This window comes from Paenirhodobacter sp. (assembly GCF_047600745.1).
GTDB lineage: Bacteria > Pseudomonadota > Alphaproteobacteria > Rhodobacterales > Rhodobacteraceae > Rhodobacter.
This window is the reverse complement of sequence record NZ_JASGKI010000002.1, coordinates 414,043-431,331: the sequence shown is the minus strand read 5'-3', so window position 1 is coordinate 431,331 and position 17,289 is coordinate 414,043. Positions and strand designations below refer to the sequence as shown.

The window sequence follows — 17,289 nt, the reverse complement described above, 5'->3', positions numbered from 1 at the left end:
ATTGCACGAACACCGTCTCATCTATGGCTCTGCCTTTTGCATCCTGACGGCGGGCCTGCATTGGCGGTTCAGGCCCATGGGAAGATGACACTACTCCCCTCTCGACAGCCGAATGAGAAAGACCCGTTGGATCTCACCGCCCGGGAGCCGGATCGCCTTCCTTCTCGGGCGCATAGATGGCGGTGCGGATCTGTCCGGATGGATCCGTCCATGCGCGATACATCCCGGGGCTGTTGAACGGCATGCAGATATTGCCCTTGCGGTCGATCGCCACCAGCCCGCCGGACCCTCCGATCCGGCCGAGTTCGGCCACGACATCGCCCGCGGCTCTGTCGAGGCTCTGCCCGCCCCACCGCATCCGCGCGTCGATTTCGTGACCCACGGCCCAGCGGATGAAATATTCGCCATGCCCGGTTGCGGAAACCGCCGCCGTCGCATCGTCTGCCCAGGTTCCGGCACCGATCACCGGGCTGTCCCCGATACGGCCCGGCATCTTGGCCGTCATCCCGCCGGTCGAGGTCGCCGCCGCCAGATGCCCCGCCCGGTCGCACGCGACAGCCCCCACCGTGCCGTGCTTGCGGGCCGGGTCGCCGTCATCGGGCAGGCCAAGGCCGCGGCGGCGCATCTCGGCATCGAGCGCCGCGCGCCGGGCCTCGGTCCCGAACCATTCGGGCGGCATGATCTCCAGCCCGGTTTCGGCGCAAAAGCGGCGGGCGCCCTCGCCGGACAGGAAGACATGCTCCGTCCGCTCCATCACCGCGCGGGCGGCAAGGACGGGGTGACGTGGGCCGCAAATACCGGAAATCGCCCCGCAGGCACGGCGGGCCCCGTCCATGATCGCGGCATCCATCTCATGCGTCGCATCGGTGGTGAAGACCGCCCCGCGCCCCGCGTTGAAAAGGGGATCATCTTCCAGTGCCATCACCGCCGCCGTCACCGCATCCAGCGCTGAACCACCCTCTTGCAGGATATCCAGCCCGGCTTTCAGGCAGGCGCAAAGCGCGGCGCGATACGCGGCCTCGCGCTCCGGCGTCATGCTGGATTTCAGGATCGTGCCCGCGCCGCCATGCAGCGCGATCGCCGGTTGGATAACACTCATGGCGGCCTCCTATCGCAGCGCGAAGCTCATGGCGGACATCGCCGTCATCCAGCCGATGATCTCGGCCACCGAGGCACAGTCGAACGCCACCGTGGTCGGGTCCAGACGCTCGGCCGGTGGCAGAACCGCCATCTGATCGGCCAGCGCCGCGTTGTTCATCACGAATTCCGCGCGGTAAGGCCCCTGCCAGCGCAGTGGCGCGTTCTGCCCCGCCGCCTCCACGGCCCGGAGCGCCGCGGCCTTCAGCATCTCATGCGCCCGCGCAACCGAGACCTGACGGGCGGCGCGCTGGCCGAAGGCGCGCTTCACGGTGACGAATTCGGCCTGCGGGAACAGCGGCAGGTTCTCCTCCCGCATCCGGTCGTCGCCCGAGACCAGCCCGACCGGCACCCCCAGTTCGCCGGCATAGGCGCCATAGATCGCCGGTTCCCCGCAGGGGCGGCCGTTGACGCGCACCTCGCGGAACGCGAAACCGTTGGTGGTATGGGCCAGAACGCCGCCCTGCCCCGCCATCGAGTGATGCCCGGTCATGAAGAACAGGTCGAACCCGGCCTCCAGACCGCAGGCCATGTTCATCGGCTTCGGCTTGCCGAGGATCAGATCCGCCGCCGGATGCAGGTCACCCGGCAGCAGATTGGTCATCGGGCCATGGGAATCGTTGACGAGGATTTCCGAAACCCCCGCCTCGACCAGCCCCTCGACCACGGCATTGACCTCGCGCGTCATCAGCAGGCGGGCCTTTTCATATTCGGGATGCCCGGCCTGACCCTGCGCAGGGGCGACCACGCCGGCGACACCTTCGATATCCGCCGAAATATAGACCTTCATCGTCAATTCGTCCTGAGTTTTGGATCGAGCGCATCGCGCAGCCCGTCGCCGAAGAGGTTGAAGCCCAGCACCGTCACGAAGATCGCCAGCCCCGGAAACAGCGTCAGGTGGTCGGCGACGCCCATATAGGTGCGCCCGTCGGCCAGCATCGCGCCCCATTCCGGGCTGGGCGGCTGTGCGCCGAGCCCGATGAAGGACAGCGCCGCCGCCGTCAGGATCGAAGTGCCGATCCGCATCGAGAAATAGACGATCACATTGGGCAACGTGCCGGGCAGGATGTGGCGCATCATGATGACCCAGTGATCGACCCCGATCGCACGCGCCGCATCGACATAGACCGTCCGTTTCAGTTGCAGCGTCGTCCCGCGCGCCAGCCGCGCGAAGACCGGGACCGAGAACACCGCGACCGCATAGATCACATTGGTGATCCCCGGCCCGAGGATGGCGATGACCGCGATAGCGAGCAGGATCCCGGGAAAGGCCAGAAGCAGGTCGCACAGGCGCATGATCGCGGAATCGATCAGCCCGCCGAAATAGCCCGAGACGATCCCGAGCGAGACGCCGACGAGCGCCCCGAGCGTCACCGACAGGAAGCCGACCGCCAGCGAGATCCGCGCGCCCCAGATGATGCGGCTGAAGATGTCGCGGCCATAGGCATCCGTTCCCGCCCAATGCACGGCGGTAGGGCCTTCGAGGACGGCGTTGTAATCGGGTTGTGTCGGGTCATAGGGCGCAACCCAGGGCGCAAACACCGCCACCAGCATGATCGCCACAAGGAAGACCAGCGCGACCAGCGCCACCTTCTGTTTCCTGAACCGGCGCCAGAACTCGGCCAGCGGCTTGCGCATCTTTGCGGCGGGGGGCGCGGCTGCCGTCACATCGGTCATTGGTAGCGGATCTCCGGATTGGCAAAGACATACAGCACATCAACCAGCAGGTTGATGAAGATGAATTGCAGCGAGAACAGAAGGATCAGCGCCTGGATCACCGGATAATCCCGATAGGATACCGAATCCACCAGCAGCCGGCCGACGCCGGGCCACGAGAAGACGCTCTCGATCACGATCGAGCCGCCGAGCAGAAAGCCGAATTGCAGCCCGACCATGGTGATGATCGGGATCAGCGCGTTGCGCAGCGAATGGTGCCAGATCACGCGCCGCTCCGGCACGCCCTTGGCGCGGGCGGTGCGGACGTAATCCTCGCGGGCGATCTCGATGAAGGCCGAGCGGGTGAAGCGCGCCATGACCGCCGCCACCCCCACGCCCAGCGTGAAGGAGGGCATCACGAAATGCTGCCAGGTGCCGTATCCCCCCGTCGGCAGCCAGCCGAGCCGGACCGAGAACACCCCGACCAGCAGCAGGCCGAGCCAGAAGGGCGGAAAGGAAATCCCCGAAACGGCGATGATCATGCCCATGTAATCCTGCCACTTGCCGCGCTTGACCGCCGAGACGACGCCGATCAGCAGCCCCACCACGGTGGACCACGCCATCGCGAAGACCGTGAGCCAGACCGTCGGCATCAGCCTCTCGCCGATCTCCTCGACCACGGTGCGGCGGGTCTTCAGCGAGATGCCGAAATCGCCATGCAGGACGCGGCTGACATAGGTGACGAACTGCTCGGTCAACGGCCTGTCGAGGCCGAGCGACTTACGCACCGCCAGCACGTCCTCGGGCGAGGCATCGACCCCGGCCACCAGCCGCGCGGGATCACCCGGCAGCATATGGACGAAGGCAAAGACACAGACGGCGACCATGAGGATCACCGGGATTGTCGACACCAGCCGTTTGACCAGATACCCCAGCATGGCTTTCCTTTCCTGAAACGGGCGCGGCCATCAGGCCGTGCCCTGGGTCACGGTGGCGTTATTGCGCGAATGCGGCATCTTCCAGCAGGAAGCCGCGATCGGGCAGCATGTAGACCCCCGACAGATCCTTGGTCCGGGCGGCGATGTTCTTCGGCACGCCAAGGAAGATCCACGGTGCCCCCGCCCAGGCGAGCTTCTGCGCCTCGGCATAGAAGGCCGCGCGCTTTTCCGGATCCGCGGTGCCGATGGCGCCCGCGATCGCGGCATCGACCGCATCATCCTTGAAATAGGCAGTGTTGAACATCGCGGGCGGGAAGCTCTCGCCGTAGAGCAGCGGGCGGATGCCCCAGTCTGCATCCCCTGTCGAAGCCGACCAGCCGCCGTAATACATCTGCACGGTGGCATCCTCGGGCTTCTCCACCGACCAGATCCGTTGCGCGGCGACACCGGCTTCCAGCGGCACCACGGTCACCTTGACCTTGATCTGGGCAAGCTGCTGCTGGATGAACTGCGCCGCGCGCAGGCTTTCGGTGTTCGACGCGGCCCAAAGCTCGGTTTCGAACCCGTCGGCCAGCCCCGCCTCGGACATGAGTGCGCGCGCCTTGTCCAGATCGAAGGCATAGTCCCCCGCCGTCACATGGAAGGCCAGCAATTCGGGAATGATCGAATCCGCCGGGCTGCACAGGTTGTTATAGGCGATCTTGCAATAGGTCTGCTGATCGACGGCATGGTTTCAGCGCCTGGCGCACCCGCACATCGTCGAAGGGTTTCTTCGTGTTGTTCAGCGCAACGTAATATTCCACGATGGAATCCGTCGCCTCGACGGTCAGCGCCGGGTTCTTTTCGGCCACCGCCATCAGTTCGGGCGGAAAGCCGGGAACGAACTGCACTTCTCCGGTTTGCAGCATGGCAAAGCGCGCGCCCGATTCCGGAACCGAGCGGATCGTCACCCCCTCGACCTTCGCGGGGCCCTTCCAGTAGCTGTCGTTCCGCACCACCTCCAGCGTATCCGCCGACCAGTTCTTGAAGATGAACGGCCCGGTGCCGACCGGATTGCGGTCGATGTCCTTACCGTATTTCTCCAGCGCGGCGGGCGAGATGATCATCGCGCCCGGATGCGACAGCGAGGCGATCATCGCGCCGAAGGGCGCCGAGAGGATCAGTTTGACGGTATGGTCGTCGACGACCTGCACTTCCTTGATCATCGACACGAGGCTGCGGCGCGATAGCCCGTTGGCGGGGTCGGCCAGACGCTCGATGTTCACCTTTACCGCCTCGGCGTTGAAATCGGTGCCGTCGTGGAATTTCACCCCCTGACGCAGCGTGATGGTGAATTCGGTGGCGTCATCGTTCGACGTATAGCTTTCCGCCAGCAGCGGCACGCTCTTCATGTCCTTGTCGAAGCCGAAAAGCCCCTGATAGACGAGCCGGAGCGAGGTCTGGGACATGGTGTCGTTGACATTCGTCGGATCGAGCCCGGTCAGGTTGTTCGGAATCGCCACGGTCAGCGGCTTCGCCCAGACGGCGGCGGGGATCAGCGCGGCGGCAATGGCGGCCGAGGCAAGAAGATGTTTCAGGTTCATTCCGGGTTCCTCTGTCAGAGTGTCATTTGAAATCGCCGACGGGGTGACGGGCGACGAAATGCCCGCTCTCCACCTCTATCAGCGGCTTGACGATGGGCGGATCATTGGGGGCGCGGATCGGGCTCGGGACTTCGCCCTCGATCAGCGGCCGGTTCCGGTTGCGGCTCTGCGGCGCGGCGATCGGCACCGCCGACAGCAGCCGGCGCGTATAGGGGTGCTGCGGGTTCTCGAACACCTGCCGGCGGCTGCCGATCTCGACGATCTGGCCCAGATACATCACCGCGACCCGGTGCGAGATCCGCTCGACCACGGCCATGTCATGGCTGATGAAAATATACGAAAGCCCGCGCTTCTCCTGCAAATCCATCAACAGATTGACGACCTGCGCCTGAATCGAGACATCGAGCGCCGCCACCGCCTCGTCGGTGATCAGGATGGCCGGATCGCCCGCAAGCGCCCGCGCGATACAGATCCGCTGGCGCTGCCCGCCCGAGAACTGATGCGGATAGCGGTGCGCATGTTCCGGGCGCAACCCGACATCGAGCAGGAGTTCCGCCACCCGCGCCTCGACCTCGGCCCCTTTCGCAAGGCCGTGGGTCAGAAGTGGCTCGGCGATCGAAAAGCCGACCGTGAGGCGCGGATCGAGCGAGGCGAAGGGGTCCTGGAACACATACTGGATCTTGCGCCGCATCACCTTCTGCTCGGCGGCGGACATGGTGAAAATGTCCTTGCCCTGATACAGGACCGAGCCCGAATTCGCCTCTTGCAACATCATCACCGTGCGGCCCGTCGTCGATTTGCCGCAGCCGGATTCACCCACCAGCGCCAGCGTCTCGCCCGGGCGCAGGTCGAAGCTGACCTGCTCGACCGCATGGACCCGCCCCGTCACCCGCGACAGGATCCCCTTGCGCAGATCGAACCGCGTCACCAGATCGCGCACCTGCAACACCGGCTGATCCGAGGTCACGGTATCCTGCGCGGGATATTGCTCGAACCCGTCGGCGGAACGATAGTCGCCATCCGCCTTCAGCAGCGGGAAGCGGCGCGGCAGATCCTCGTCCTTCAGCGCGCCAAGGCGCGGCACCGCCGCCAGCAGCGCCCGCGTATAGGGATGCTGCGGCGCGTCGAAGATCTGCTCGACGCCGCCCTCCTCGACCTTCTCGCCATGGCGCATGACCAGCACCCTGTCGGCGACCTCGGCCACCACGCCCATGTCATGCGTGATGAACAGCACGGCCATGTCGATCTCGTCCTGAAGGATGCGGATCAGCCGCAGGATCTGTGCCTGAATCGTCACGTCAAGCGCCGTCGTCGGTTCGTCCGCGATCAGCAGCCGCGGCTTGCACGACAGCGCCATCGCGATCATCACCCGCTGCCGCATCCCGCCCGAAAGCTGGTGCGGATGGCGGTTCATGATCCCGGCGGCATTGGGGATGCGCACCTTTTCAAGCATCCTCAGCGCCTCGGCCCGGGCTTCCTCCTGCGAGCAGCCCTCATGCTGGCGCACGGCTTCGGCGATCTGCTCGCCCACCGTGAAGACCGGGTTGAGCGAGGTCATCGGCTCCTGAAAGATCATCGCGATGTCCCGGCCGCGCACCTGCTCCATCTTTTTGAGCGGATGCTGCGCAAGATCGACGGTCCGGCCATCGCGGTCCGTCAGGCGCACCGAACCTTCGGAAATCCGCCCGCCGCCGAATTCCACCAGCCGCATGATCGCCAGCGATGTGACCGACTTGCCCGATCCGGACTCGCCCACGACCGCCAGCGTCTCGCCCGGCGAAATCTGGAACGACAGGTTCCGGACGGCACGGAAATCGCCATCGTCCCCGGCGAAATCGACGGTGAGGTTGTCCACGCGAATGATCGGCGCGGCGGTGGTCTCGCCCTGCGGCGGGAGGGTCGTTTCGGCGGTCATCGCGGTCATTCGGGCTCCTTCCCCGGGGTTTCGGTATCGTGTTCCCGCAGCCAGTCGGACAGCAGCGGGCGCGTCGCGCCGCCGGGGCCCACAACCGGCGTCGCGGCGCAGAGCGCGTTCAGGACCGCCTCCTCGGTCGCCTCGCAGGCGGCGCGGAACAGGTCATCCATGCGGCTGTCATGCAGGCGCTGCATCGGCAGCAGGTCCGGCCCGGGATCGTGCGGGATACGGTTGGCCGTGGAGAACCCCAGCACCACATCGCCGCTGCCATTGCCCCAGAAGGTACCCAGCCGGGCGATGCCCGCGCCCGCCCGCCGGCAGATGCGCTGCAACTGCCGCTGATCGACGGGCACATCGGTCGCCAGAACAACAATGATCGAGCCTTTCTCCGGGCCGCCTCCGGCGCGCGGATCGGGCCGCCGCCCGTCGGGCAGGACCAGATCACCCGCGCGGCCGAAATTGGCCAGAACCAGCACACCCAGATGCCGCGCCTCGCCCGCGATCGTCATCCGCCGCGATGCCGTGCCGATGCCGCCCTTGAAGCCGAAGCAGGTCATGCCGGTTCCCGCGCCGACAGAGCCCTCGGCGCAGTCGCGGCCCGCGGCGTCGAGGGCCGCCAGCGCGTCGGCCTCGGTCACCGCCATGGCCTGAATGTCGGAGAGCCCGCCATCGTTGCATTCGCAGACCACGGCATTCACCGTCGATGTGCCGCGCCCGATGTCGGGGTTCTCCGCGACCGCCCGCCGGATCAGCGCATCGGCACACCGTCCGACGGCGAAGGTATTGCTCAGCAGGACAGGCGTTTCCAGCGACCCGAGTTCGGCCACCTGCATCAGCCCCGTGCTTTTGCCGAAACCGTTCACCACCTCGACCGCCGCCGTGAGCTTTTGCCGGAACAGGTTTCCCGGCTGTGGCACCACCGCCGTCACCCCGGTGTTCAGCGCCCCGCGACGACATGTCCGGTGCCCGACAAGAACGCCCGGAACATCCGTGATCGCATTCAGCGCACCGCAGGGCTGAATACCGGGCAGCCGTGCCATCATGCGGTATCGGGGCGCCCCGACCTGCTCCCGGACGCCCCCGTTCATGCCGCCTCGGGATTGTGCATGGCGACCGCCTCCAGATAGAGCCGCTGCAATTCCCGCGTGACCGGCCCCGGCGTGCCGTCGCCGATCACCGCCTCGCCGATCCGGACGACCGGCAGAACGAGGTTCGAGGCGCTGGTGAGGAAGGCTTCGGCCGCACCGCGCGCCTCGTCGAGCGTGAAGGCGCGCTCCTCAAGGCGCAGGCCCGGCGCCGTCTCGATCAGCCGCAGCACCGCCCGGCGCGTGCAGCCGGGCAGGATCGCCGTGGAATTGGGCCGTGTCACGATGGCGCCGTCGCGCGACAGGATGAAGGCCGTCGAGGATGCACCCTCCGTCACCACGCCGTCCTCATGCAGCCATACGTCGTCGTAACCTTCCGCCCGCGCCTGCTGCTTTGCCAGCACCTGCCCGAGCAGCATCACCGTCTTGATGTCCCGCCGGTTCCAGCGCGGATCGGCCAGCGGCAGGACCGAAATCCCGTTGCGCTGCGCCACCGTATCGGTCAGCATCTTCGGCTGGGTAAAGGCCACGAAATTCGGCTTCAATCCCTGCGGGGGCAGGAAATTCCGCTCCGCCGTGCCGCGCGACACCTGAAGATAGATCGTGCCATCGGTCATCGCGTTGCGCCGCATGAGTTCGTGCTGGACCTCGCGGATCTGCGCGAGTGGCAACGGCAGGGGAATGCCAAGCTCGCCCAGAGACCGCTCGAACCGCGCGAGATGCAGGTCATTGTCAACGAGCCGCCCGCCGATCACCGCCGTCACCTCATAGATCGCATCCCCGAACAGAAAGCCCCGGTCCATCACGGGAATGGTGGCGTGCTCTTCGCTCTGGAAGACACCGTTGACATAAATCTGTCGCATCGACTGCACCTTGCTGTGACGGTTCAGCAAACCCATGCGCGGGAAGCATGGCACTGGCCAATGCCGGTTCTCGAAAAAGATATTCCGGATCTGCATAACCTCGGTTATTCAAAGGGTAACTGTTGCAGCATGATCGGCGCCGAAACCGGGGATGGAACTTAAGTGGCTTGAAGACTTCGTTGTGCTTGCAAATTGTGCGAGTTTTTCACGGGCGGCCGAGGCCCGGCATGTCACGCAATCCGCTTTCAGCCGCCGAATCAAGCAACTGGAGACCTGGCTCGGGGTAACGCTGATCAACCGCGCGGGGCTTCCCGCCGAACTGACGGCCGAGGGCCGCGCCTTCCTTCCCGTGGCGCAGGACACCATCCGCACCTTCCACCAGTTGCGCGAGAGCCTGCCCCCGGTCGCAGATCTGGGCGACCGGCGGGTGACGATCGCCGCGCTGCACAGCCTCGGCGTGACGGTGCTTCCCGAATGGCTCGAACGCAGCCGCGCGACACTGCCCGGCCTCGTGACGATGGTCCTCCCCGACCGCGGCGGCATAGAGGCCAACCTCGAAGCCCTGACCGGCGGCGAGGTGGATCTCTTCGTGACCTATGTCCATCCTTTCGTGCGGCTGTTTCTCAGCCCCGGGGATTTCGAATGGAAGACGCTCGGCGCTGAGCAGCTCCTGCCGGTGGTGTCGCCGAAGCTGCGCCTTCCCGGGCTGCGTGCCCGCGAGGATCTGATCGAACAGGCGCTGCGCCAGGATGTCCCCCTGCCCTATCTCGACTATACCGGCAGTTCGTTTTTCGGCGTGGCCCTGCATCGGGTATTCGCACAGCGCCCCCCTTTGCAACGCAAGCTGGTTCACCAGAGCACGATCAGCGACGGGCTGCGGCAATGCGCGCTGGCCGGCTGGGGGTTGTGCTGGCTTCCCCATGCGCTGATCCGCGACGATCTGGAAAACGGCCGACTCTGCCTTGCGAGCCGCGATCCGGACTGGTCCCTGCCCGTCGAGATCCGCGCCTTCCGCCCGCGCGACGGAAACCGGGCGATGGCCGATGCGCTGTGGCGCAACCTCCCCACGGCCGATCCGCCGTCACATCCCACGCAAATATGAGGCGACCCCCGATCCGGCTGGAAACGATTGGGGAACGGAACCGCGCCCAGGTGTTCAGTCCCGGCATCTGGTGGATCGGGCTCAGGATGAATCTGTCGGGCTCTGATGTCCAGACCTTGCAGATGTATTCGTGCGGCTTGAGACCACCGAGCGTCTTGCGCCTGCGCGCGAAGTTGTCCCGCTGCAATCATCGTTAGCAGGGAATTGCGACCGACAGCGCAGCGAGAGATCGTTGGCCCGGGCCACGATCAGGTCATGCCCCTGCGGACCGGTGCCATCCTCACGCAGGAGGAAGATTTTGCCATGAGATGTGTTCGCGTTGCACCAGAGGGTGCGTTTCCGGCATTGTCACCAGCAGACGATCACGCCAGACAACGCGGGCGTGCAGGTTGGGGATTTCGTGCGTGAAAGCCATGAAGGCCACATCCAGCCGGTTATCGCGTGCCGTCCCCTCGGTGATGCGGAGCGCGTCCCCGGCATGGAGGTTGAGCGATTCAGCAGCCGGTCGAGAAATCCACCGGTAATTTTCCCCGTCAGCGGACCTTGCCAAAGCAAGGCACCCGATGCGTAAGGACAAGGCAGACGGAGGCTCCCAGCCCCCAAGGTGCCGTCGCCGGCTGCCGCGGCCTGTCCCTCTTGCGTGACAGAACCCGACCGAATGGGCGATGCGCAACAGGAGGAGACGGCAGACGTGACAGCGATAATCGACTTTCTCAACAATATTTTCTGGGGCTATGTGCTGATCTACGGCCTGCTGACGGTGGGGATCTATTTCAGCATCCGCCTGCGCTTTCAGCAGGCCCTGCATTTCGGCGAGATGATCCGCTCGATCACCGCCGCGCCGTCTACGGACAAGCAGGGCATCTCGCCCTTTCAGGCGCTTTGCACCAGCCTGGCCTCGCGCGTGGGAACCGGCAACATCGCTGGCGTCGCCGTGGCGCTGGTGCTGGGGGGGCGGGCGCGATCTTCTGGATGTGGGTGGTAGCTTTCGTCGGTATGGCCACGGCCTATGCGGAATCGACGCTGGCGCAACTCTACAAGGTCAAGGACGACACCGACGCCACTGCCGTCTATCGCGGCGGTCCGGCCTTTTATATCGCCAAGGGTCTGGGCATGCCCTGGCTGGGGGCGGTGTTCGCGTTCTGCCTGATCCTGTCCTTTGGTCTGGTGTTCAACGCGGTGCAGGCCAATTCCATCGCCGACGCGATGGAAGGCGCCTTCAACCTGCCCAAGATCGTCACCGGGCTGGCGCTGGCGGCGCTGACCGCCGTGGTGATCTTCGGCGGCATCCGCAAGATCGCGGCGGTGGCGGAATATGTCGTGCCCTTCATGGCCGGCATCTACCTGCTGGTGGCAATCATCGTCGTGGTGATGAACCTGTCCGAAGTGCCCAGCATGCTGTGGCATATCGTCGGCAATGCCTTCGGGCTGGTCGAGGTGGCGGGCGGCGTCACCGGCGGGGTCGCGGCGGCGATGATGAACGGGGTCAAGCGCGGGCTGTTCTCGAACGAGGCCGGTATGGGCTCGGCTCCCAACATCGCGGCGGCGGCGACGCCGAACCCGCATCATCCCTCCAGCCAGGGATTCGTGCAATCGCTGGGCGTGTTCATCGACACCATCCTGGTCTGCACCTGCACGGCGCTGATGATCCTGCTGTCGGGTGTCTACGTCCCCGGCGGCGAGCTGACCGGCACGCAACTGACGCAATCGGCGCTGGCCGACCATATCGGCGGCATCGGGCCGATCTTCGTCGCGGTGGCGATCTTCTTCTTCGCCTTCACCTCGATCATCGGCCACTATGCCTATTCGGAAATGGCGCTGTCCTTCCTGGGCATCGGCAACAAGGCCGGGCTGACGGCGCTGCGCACGGCGGTGATGGTGATGGTGGTCTGGGGTGCGCTTCAGGCGGTGGCGACGGTGTTCAACCTGGCGGCTGCCTCGATGGGGCTGATGGCGACGATCAACCTGATCGCCATCGCTGCACTGTCGGGCACGGTGGTCGCGCTGACCCGCAACTATTTCGAGCAGCGCAAAGCCGGGGTCGTGCCGCGTTTTCATATCAAGGAGCACCCGGAAATGGCCAAGGGCGTCGATCCCGAAATATGGAACTGACCGCCACGACCCGCCCATGACATCGGCAGCCGGGCCCTGGGGTCCGGCTTGTCTTTGCGCCCGACGGTCGCGCCATGCCTACCCCTTTCGGCCAACCGGCAAGGCTTCGCCCAACAAAACGGCAGTTATCCCCGGCAATGACCCTAGGTTAGCCTCGGCACCATCAACAGAGAAATATAAAATAAAATCAGGACATTCCTCGCGGCTCTTGCCGCCACCGCCGCGCTCGGCCAGGCCGCTTCGGCGCAGGAGATGTCGTTCTTCCGCATCGGCACCCGCGGCACGGCGGGCACCTATTACCCGATCGGCGGGCTGATCGCCAACGCGATCTCGAACCCGCCCGGCTCGCGCGCCTGCGAGGATGGCGGCTCCTGCGGCGTGCCGGGGCTGGTGGCGACGGCAGTGGCCTCGAACGGCTCGGTCGGCAATGTCAATGCCATCAACGGCGGCGCGATGGAGGCGGGCTTCAGCCAGTCCGACATCGCCTATTGGGCGCAGACCGGCACCGGGCTGTGGAAAGGCCAGCCGGCGGTGGAAAAGCTGCGGCTGATCGCCAACCTCTATCCCGAAAGCATCCATCTGGTGGCGCGCAAGGATGCGGGCATCGCCTCGGTCGCCGATCTCAAGGGCAAGAAGGTCTCGCTGGACGAGCCCGGCTCGGGCACGCTGGTCGATGCCAAGATCATCCTGGAAGCCTATGGCCTGTCGGAAGCCGACGTGACGCCGGAATACCTGAAGCCCGACCAGGCCGCCGACCGGATGCGCGACGGCGCGATGGACGCCTTCTTCTTCGTCGGCGGCTTTCCGGCGGGCGCCATCGCGGAACTGGCCAGCCAGCATGACGTGACCCTGGTGCCCATCGCAGGCCCCGAGGCCGACAAGCTGCGCGAAACCTACAGCTTCTTTGCCGCGGACAACGTGCCCGCCGGCACCTATGACGGCCAGGAGGCCGATGTCGCCACGCTTTCGGTAGGCGCGCAGCTGGTGACCAACGCCGACCAGCCCGAAGAACTGGTCTATGGCATCACCAAGGCGCTTTACAACGAGAACACGCAGAAGCTGTTCACCGCTGGCCATGCCAAGGGCAAGCAAATCACGCTGGACAGCGCGACCCAGGGCGCGGGCATCCCCTTCCATCCGGGGGCCGAGCGTTTCTACAAGGAAGCCGGGAAGCTGGAATAAGCACCCCCGCAAGCCGAACGGGGGACGCGACCGGCATCCGGTTCGCCTCCCCACCCCCCAATCGCACGGCAGGACAAGCGCATGACCGACACCACCCCCCAGCTTTCCGAGGACCAGCTTCGCGCGCTGGAAGAGGAATACGATCCCGAGGCGCGCTTTCGCACGGTGACGCGCCCCGTCGCCATCCTGTCGGCGGTGATCCTGTTTCTGCTGTCCTGCTATCACTTCTACACGGCCGGCTTCGGCATTCCGCGCGCGACCACGCATCGCGGGCTGCATCTGGGCGTGTCGCTGTTCGTGATCTTCCTCAGCTTCTCGGCCCTGGCGCGCAACCGCCACAAGACCGATGGCTTTGCCGTGCTGGGCGTACCGGTGACTGATTGGCTGCTGGCCATCGGCGGCGCGGTCAGCGCCTTTTATGTGCCGTGGATCTATGCCCAGTTGCAGTTCCGCGTCGGTAATCCGCTGCCCATCGACATTGCCATGGGCACGGTCCTGCTGGTGGTGCTGATGGAGGCGGTGCGGCGCTCGATGGGCTGGCCCCTGCCGGTGATCGCGGCCCTGTTCATCGCCTATGCCTATTTCGGCCGGTCGATGCCGGGCATCCTTGTCCACCCCGGCGCGGATTGGGCGACCATCATCAATCACCTGTATCTGACCTCGCAGGGCATCTACGGCACCGCGCTTGGGGTGATCGCGACCTATGTGTTCCACTTCGTGCTGTTCGGCGTCATGGCGCAGAAGATCGGGCTGGGACAGTTGTTCATCGACCTGGCCACCGCGCTTACGGGCCGCTTCGCGGGCGGGCCAGCCAAGGTGTCGGTGGTGTCCTCGGCCATGCTGGGCACGATCTCGGGTTCGTCCATCGCCAATACGGTAACGACCGGGGCGCTGACCATTCCGGCAATGATCAAGATCGGATTCAAGCGCCATTTTGCCGCCGCCGTCGAGGCCGCGTCCTCGACCGGCGGGCAGATCACGCCGCCGGTCATGGGGGCAGTCGCCTTCCTGATGGTGGAATACCTGGGCATCCCGCTGCGCACCATCCTGATCGCCGCCATCGTACCGGCCTTCATGCATTTCTTCGGCGTGCTGGTGCAGGTTCATCTTGAGGCCAAGCGCCTGGGCATCCGGGGCCTGCGCAAGGAGGAACTGCCCACGGCTGGCAAGGTCCTGCGCGAGGGCTGGCTATCGGTCTTTCCGCTGGTGCTGCTGGTCTGGATGCTGATGTCGGGCCGTACGCCGTTCCTGTCGGCCTTCTGGGCCATCACCGCCTGCATGGTGGTCTATCTGATCCAGCGCATCATGGCGGCGGGCGTTCTGGGCGGCATCAAGGAGGCCGCCGCCGGTATCTACGAGGGCTTCGTCGCGGGTGCCCGGCAATCGCTGGCGGTGACGGCGGCGGCGGCGCTGGTCGGTGTGGTGATCGGCATCGTCACCCTGACCGGCGTGGGCTTCAAGATCGCCTTCATGGTCACATCGGTCGCGGCGAACTGGGCCGCCTCGCTACATGGGGTGCTGCCGTTCGAACTGTTCTCGATCCAGACACTGACGCTGCTCTTCACGCTGGTGATGACGGCGGTGGTCTGCGTGCTGATGGGCTGCGGCGTGCCGACCACGGCGAATTACATCATCATGGTCGCCGTGGCCGCGCCGGTGCTGGGCATGATGAATGTCGAGCCGCTGGTGGCGCATTTCTTCGTCTTTTACTTCGGCGTGCTGGCCGACGTGACGCCGCCAGTGGCGCTGGCCGCCTATGCCGGTGCCGGGATCGCGGGCGCGAACGGCTTCAAGGCGGGCAACACCGCCTTCCGGCTGTCGATGGGCAAGGCGCTGGTGCCTTTCGTCTTCGTCTTCTCGCCCTCGCTGCTGCTGGTCACGCAATCCTTCACACTGCCCGACTTCCTGCTGGCCTTTACCGGTGCGGTGCTTGGTATCGTGGCGCTGTCGGCGGCGATCACCAATTGGCTGCTGGGTCCGCTGCTGCTGGTCGAACGGCTGCTGCTTCCCGTTGCCGCGCTGATGATGATCGCACCCGAGATCATCTCGACCGTGATCGGCGCAGCGATCCTGGGCGCGGTGCTGCTGCGGCAAGTGCTGGCCGGAAGATCGGGCCCCAGCCCCGAACCGGCCTGACCGGAGGCACCGAAAGGCGTTCCCGGCCACAGTATCCATACGCCGCCGGGGGCCATTGGTGCCCTACGCCAGGGACGCCCTCGGCAAATATCCGGTGCACAAGGTGAGAGAGGGGGTGAGGTCATGCTTGAGCATCCGACGCCACGACGGCAACGATCAGACGATCCAGCGCTCCGCTGGCCTCTACAGGCAGGTGGATTGATGCGCGACACGCGCTTGCCGGTGGAGGGATCTTTGACGAAGCGCAGGCGGTTCCAGACCAGCACGCCCGCATAAAGCTCGTTGTTGACGATGCCGGTTCCGCGCGAGACATGGCCCCGGATACTGGTGTCGCCCCATGCCCGGCCAAGCGGGCCGGGAACGCCATCGCGGTTCAGATCGACGGCGATAGCCTTGGGGCTTTTGCCGGATGCAAACTCGCGGAAGATGCGGCGCACGGTATCGGCTTCTTCGGGGATGATCTCCCTGTCGCCCCGGATCGGCTCGCCATTACCGTCGATCTTCTTCACGATGCGATAGCCGTGGCAAAGCCCACCGCCCGCCTTGCCCTTCTCCACCCTGCCCCGCAACCCGCAATGGGTTTTCATGGCAAGGTCTTTGAGAAACAGCGCGTTCATCGTGCCTTTCAGCCCAACATGAAGCTCGGAGATCTCGCCCTCGGCCAGCGTGACGATGGTCACGCCCGCGAATTTCAGATGCTTGAACAGGGCCGCCACGTCCGCCTGATCGTAGAGGGAACATCAGAACTGACTCGCGTCGGCACGGCTAACTGCCCCTACTCGGCGGCGCGCATGCCCAAACGGTATCAGCCCACGACCATGTAGCGAAGGCGGGAAGCGCGGAGACCTCATCTATCGCAGCGCTTCTCGCCTTCGCGGTTGCGTGCTTCTCGACGAGAAGGGCGGGAGGTTCCTTGTTGGCGCACAGGATGGCGATCTGGAAGCCCAGAGATAGGTGCCAGTCAGACAAGTCGCAGCCAAAGCCCCTACCAATGGTGACGGAGGGCGGAAAGATGAGGTTTGTTGCGCCCACAAATAGGGCCATGCCACGCGCTCAGAAGCGGACCTCCTAGAACTGTCCTCTCGAAGAGTCCACTCTTGAGAGCAGACTTGTTCACATGTCTCATTTCGCAAAGCCATCACGCGCAACGATCACGGCCGCCCGCCGATCCTTGAAACCGATCCACGTCCGGCACGCGGCAGGGCACGAAACGCCGTAGAGACCCCGCACAAGACCAGGTTCACTCTTTCAGGCATCAGAGCACGTCTTGTTCGGGTAGTGTCTCGCCGGTGATCCTGGCCAGTTCGGCAAGCAGTTGCTCCCGAAAGGTGACATCCGTGAAGCGCGTCTGGATCGGCGCCAATGCCACGGTTCTCGCCGGCGTCGTGATTGGATTAGGCGCGGTGGTCCCGCAGTATGTCGATCTGAACACAGTTATTGGCGGAGTGCCGGCGAAGAGAACCCGGGATATCTGGCCAGTCGGATAGCCTCTGAACCAGGTGATCGGCCGGTTCGGCGCAGAAAAGAACCGCCGCTGGATGAGGCGGCGGCTCTCAGGGGTCCGCACGAGCGACCTGCTA

13 protein-coding genes and 3 pseudogenes are annotated in these 17,289 nt (G+C 65.3%); 4 read left to right on the top strand and 12 right to left on the bottom strand.

The genetic code is table 11. The annotated features are described in order from the left end of the window. Positions 1-133: 133 nt before the first annotated feature. From QM789_RS06480 to QM789_RS06440, 9 genes are read right to left on the bottom strand one after another with little or no spacing between them, the layout of a single operon-like run. A complete protein-coding gene (locus tag QM789_RS06480; protein ID WP_420351136.1) occupies positions 134-1,099 on the bottom strand; it encodes an isoaspartyl peptidase/L-asparaginase family protein in 966 nt (321 codons plus the stop codon). Between the two features lie 9 nt (positions 1,100-1,108). Further along, positions 1,109-1,927 carry a M55 family metallopeptidase gene (locus QM789_RS06475; protein WP_420351135.1) on the bottom strand — a complete coding sequence of 273 codons (819 nt, stop codon included), beginning with the start codon at positions 1,925-1,927 and terminating at the stop codon, positions 1,109-1,111. A 2-nt stretch (positions 1,928-1,929) separates the two neighbouring features. Next, positions 1,930-2,814 (bottom strand): ABC transporter permease subunit, encoded by an 885-nt coding sequence (locus QM789_RS06470; RefSeq protein ID WP_420351134.1) that lies wholly within the window; start codon positions 2,812-2,814, stop codon positions 1,930-1,932. Beyond that, the gene (gsiC, locus tag QM789_RS06465; protein WP_420351133.1) at positions 2,811-3,731 is read right to left on the bottom strand and encodes a glutathione ABC transporter permease GsiC; all 921 of its coding nucleotides are present in this window, start codon (positions 3,729-3,731) and stop codon (positions 2,811-2,813) included. The genes QM789_RS06470 and gsiC overlap by 4 nt, the downstream gene beginning before the upstream one ends. Before the next feature lie 58 nt (positions 3,732-3,789). Continuing rightward, entirely contained in the window at positions 3,790-4,416 is a 627-nt protein-coding gene (locus QM789_RS06460) for an ABC transporter substrate-binding protein (protein ID WP_420351157.1), read from the bottom strand. Between the two features lie 4 nt (positions 4,417-4,420). Then, positions 4,421-5,314: an ABC transporter substrate-binding protein gene (locus QM789_RS06455; RefSeq protein WP_420351132.1), complete on the bottom strand. Its 894-nt coding sequence runs from the start codon at positions 5,312-5,314 to the stop codon at positions 4,421-4,423. Positions 5,315-5,336: 22 nt separating this feature from the next. Then, entirely contained in the window at positions 5,337-7,229 is a 1,893-nt protein-coding gene (locus tag QM789_RS06450) for a dipeptide ABC transporter ATP-binding protein (RefSeq protein WP_420351156.1), read from the bottom strand. A 5-nt stretch (positions 7,230-7,234) separates the two neighbouring features. Continuing rightward, positions 7,235-8,317: a P1 family peptidase gene (locus QM789_RS06445; RefSeq protein ID WP_420351131.1), complete on the bottom strand. Its 1,083-nt coding sequence runs from the start codon at positions 8,315-8,317 to the stop codon at positions 7,235-7,237. Next, positions 8,314-9,177 (bottom strand): D-amino-acid transaminase, encoded by an 864-nt coding sequence (locus QM789_RS06440; RefSeq protein ID WP_420351130.1) that lies wholly within the window; start codon positions 9,175-9,177, stop codon positions 8,314-8,316. Before QM789_RS06440 ends, QM789_RS06445 begins: the two co-directional genes overlap by 4 nt. 151 nt (positions 9,178-9,328) lie before the next feature. Between QM789_RS06440 and QM789_RS06435 the strand changes: the two genes are divergently transcribed. Continuing rightward, positions 9,329-10,279: a LysR family transcriptional regulator gene (locus tag QM789_RS06435; RefSeq protein WP_420351129.1), complete on the top strand. Its 951-nt coding sequence runs from the start codon at positions 9,329-9,331 to the stop codon at positions 10,277-10,279. Positions 10,280-10,328: 49 nt separating this feature from the next. On the opposite strand, the pseudogene QM789_RS06430 reads toward QM789_RS06435, so the two are convergent. Both QM789_RS06430 and QM789_RS06425 read right to left on the bottom strand, forming a co-directional pair. Beyond that, a pseudogene (locus tag QM789_RS06430) lies at positions 10,329-10,454 on the bottom strand (IS481 family transposase); the annotation flags it as partial. A 105-nt stretch (positions 10,455-10,559) separates the two neighbouring features. Further along, positions 10,560-10,856 carry a LysR substrate-binding domain-containing protein gene (locus tag QM789_RS06425; protein WP_420351128.1) on the bottom strand — a complete coding sequence of 99 codons (297 nt, stop codon included), beginning with the start codon at positions 10,854-10,856 and terminating at the stop codon, positions 10,560-10,562. 81 nt (positions 10,857-10,937) lie between these two features. On the opposite strand from QM789_RS06425, the pseudogene QM789_RS06420 reads away from it, so the two are divergent. From QM789_RS06420 to QM789_RS06410, 3 genes and pseudogenes are all read left to right on the top strand, one after another. Next, a pseudogene (locus QM789_RS06420) lies at positions 10,938-12,391 on the top strand (alanine/glycine:cation symporter family protein). Positions 12,392-12,577: 186 nt separating this feature from the next. Continuing rightward, positions 12,578-13,573: a TAXI family TRAP transporter solute-binding subunit gene (locus tag QM789_RS06415; RefSeq protein WP_420351155.1), complete on the top strand. Its 996-nt coding sequence runs from the start codon at positions 12,578-12,580 to the stop codon at positions 13,571-13,573. Between the two features lie 81 nt (positions 13,574-13,654). Next, positions 13,655-15,709, top strand: a complete 2,055-nt coding sequence (locus QM789_RS06410; protein ID WP_420351127.1) for a TRAP transporter permease — start codon at positions 13,655-13,657, stop codon at positions 15,707-15,709. A gap of 194 nt (positions 15,710-15,903) precedes the next feature. Here QM789_RS06410 and QM789_RS06405 read toward each other — a convergent pair. Next, a pseudogene (locus QM789_RS06405) lies at positions 15,904-16,425 on the bottom strand (recombinase family protein); the annotation flags it as partial. Between the last annotated feature and the right edge of the window lie 864 nt (positions 16,426-17,289).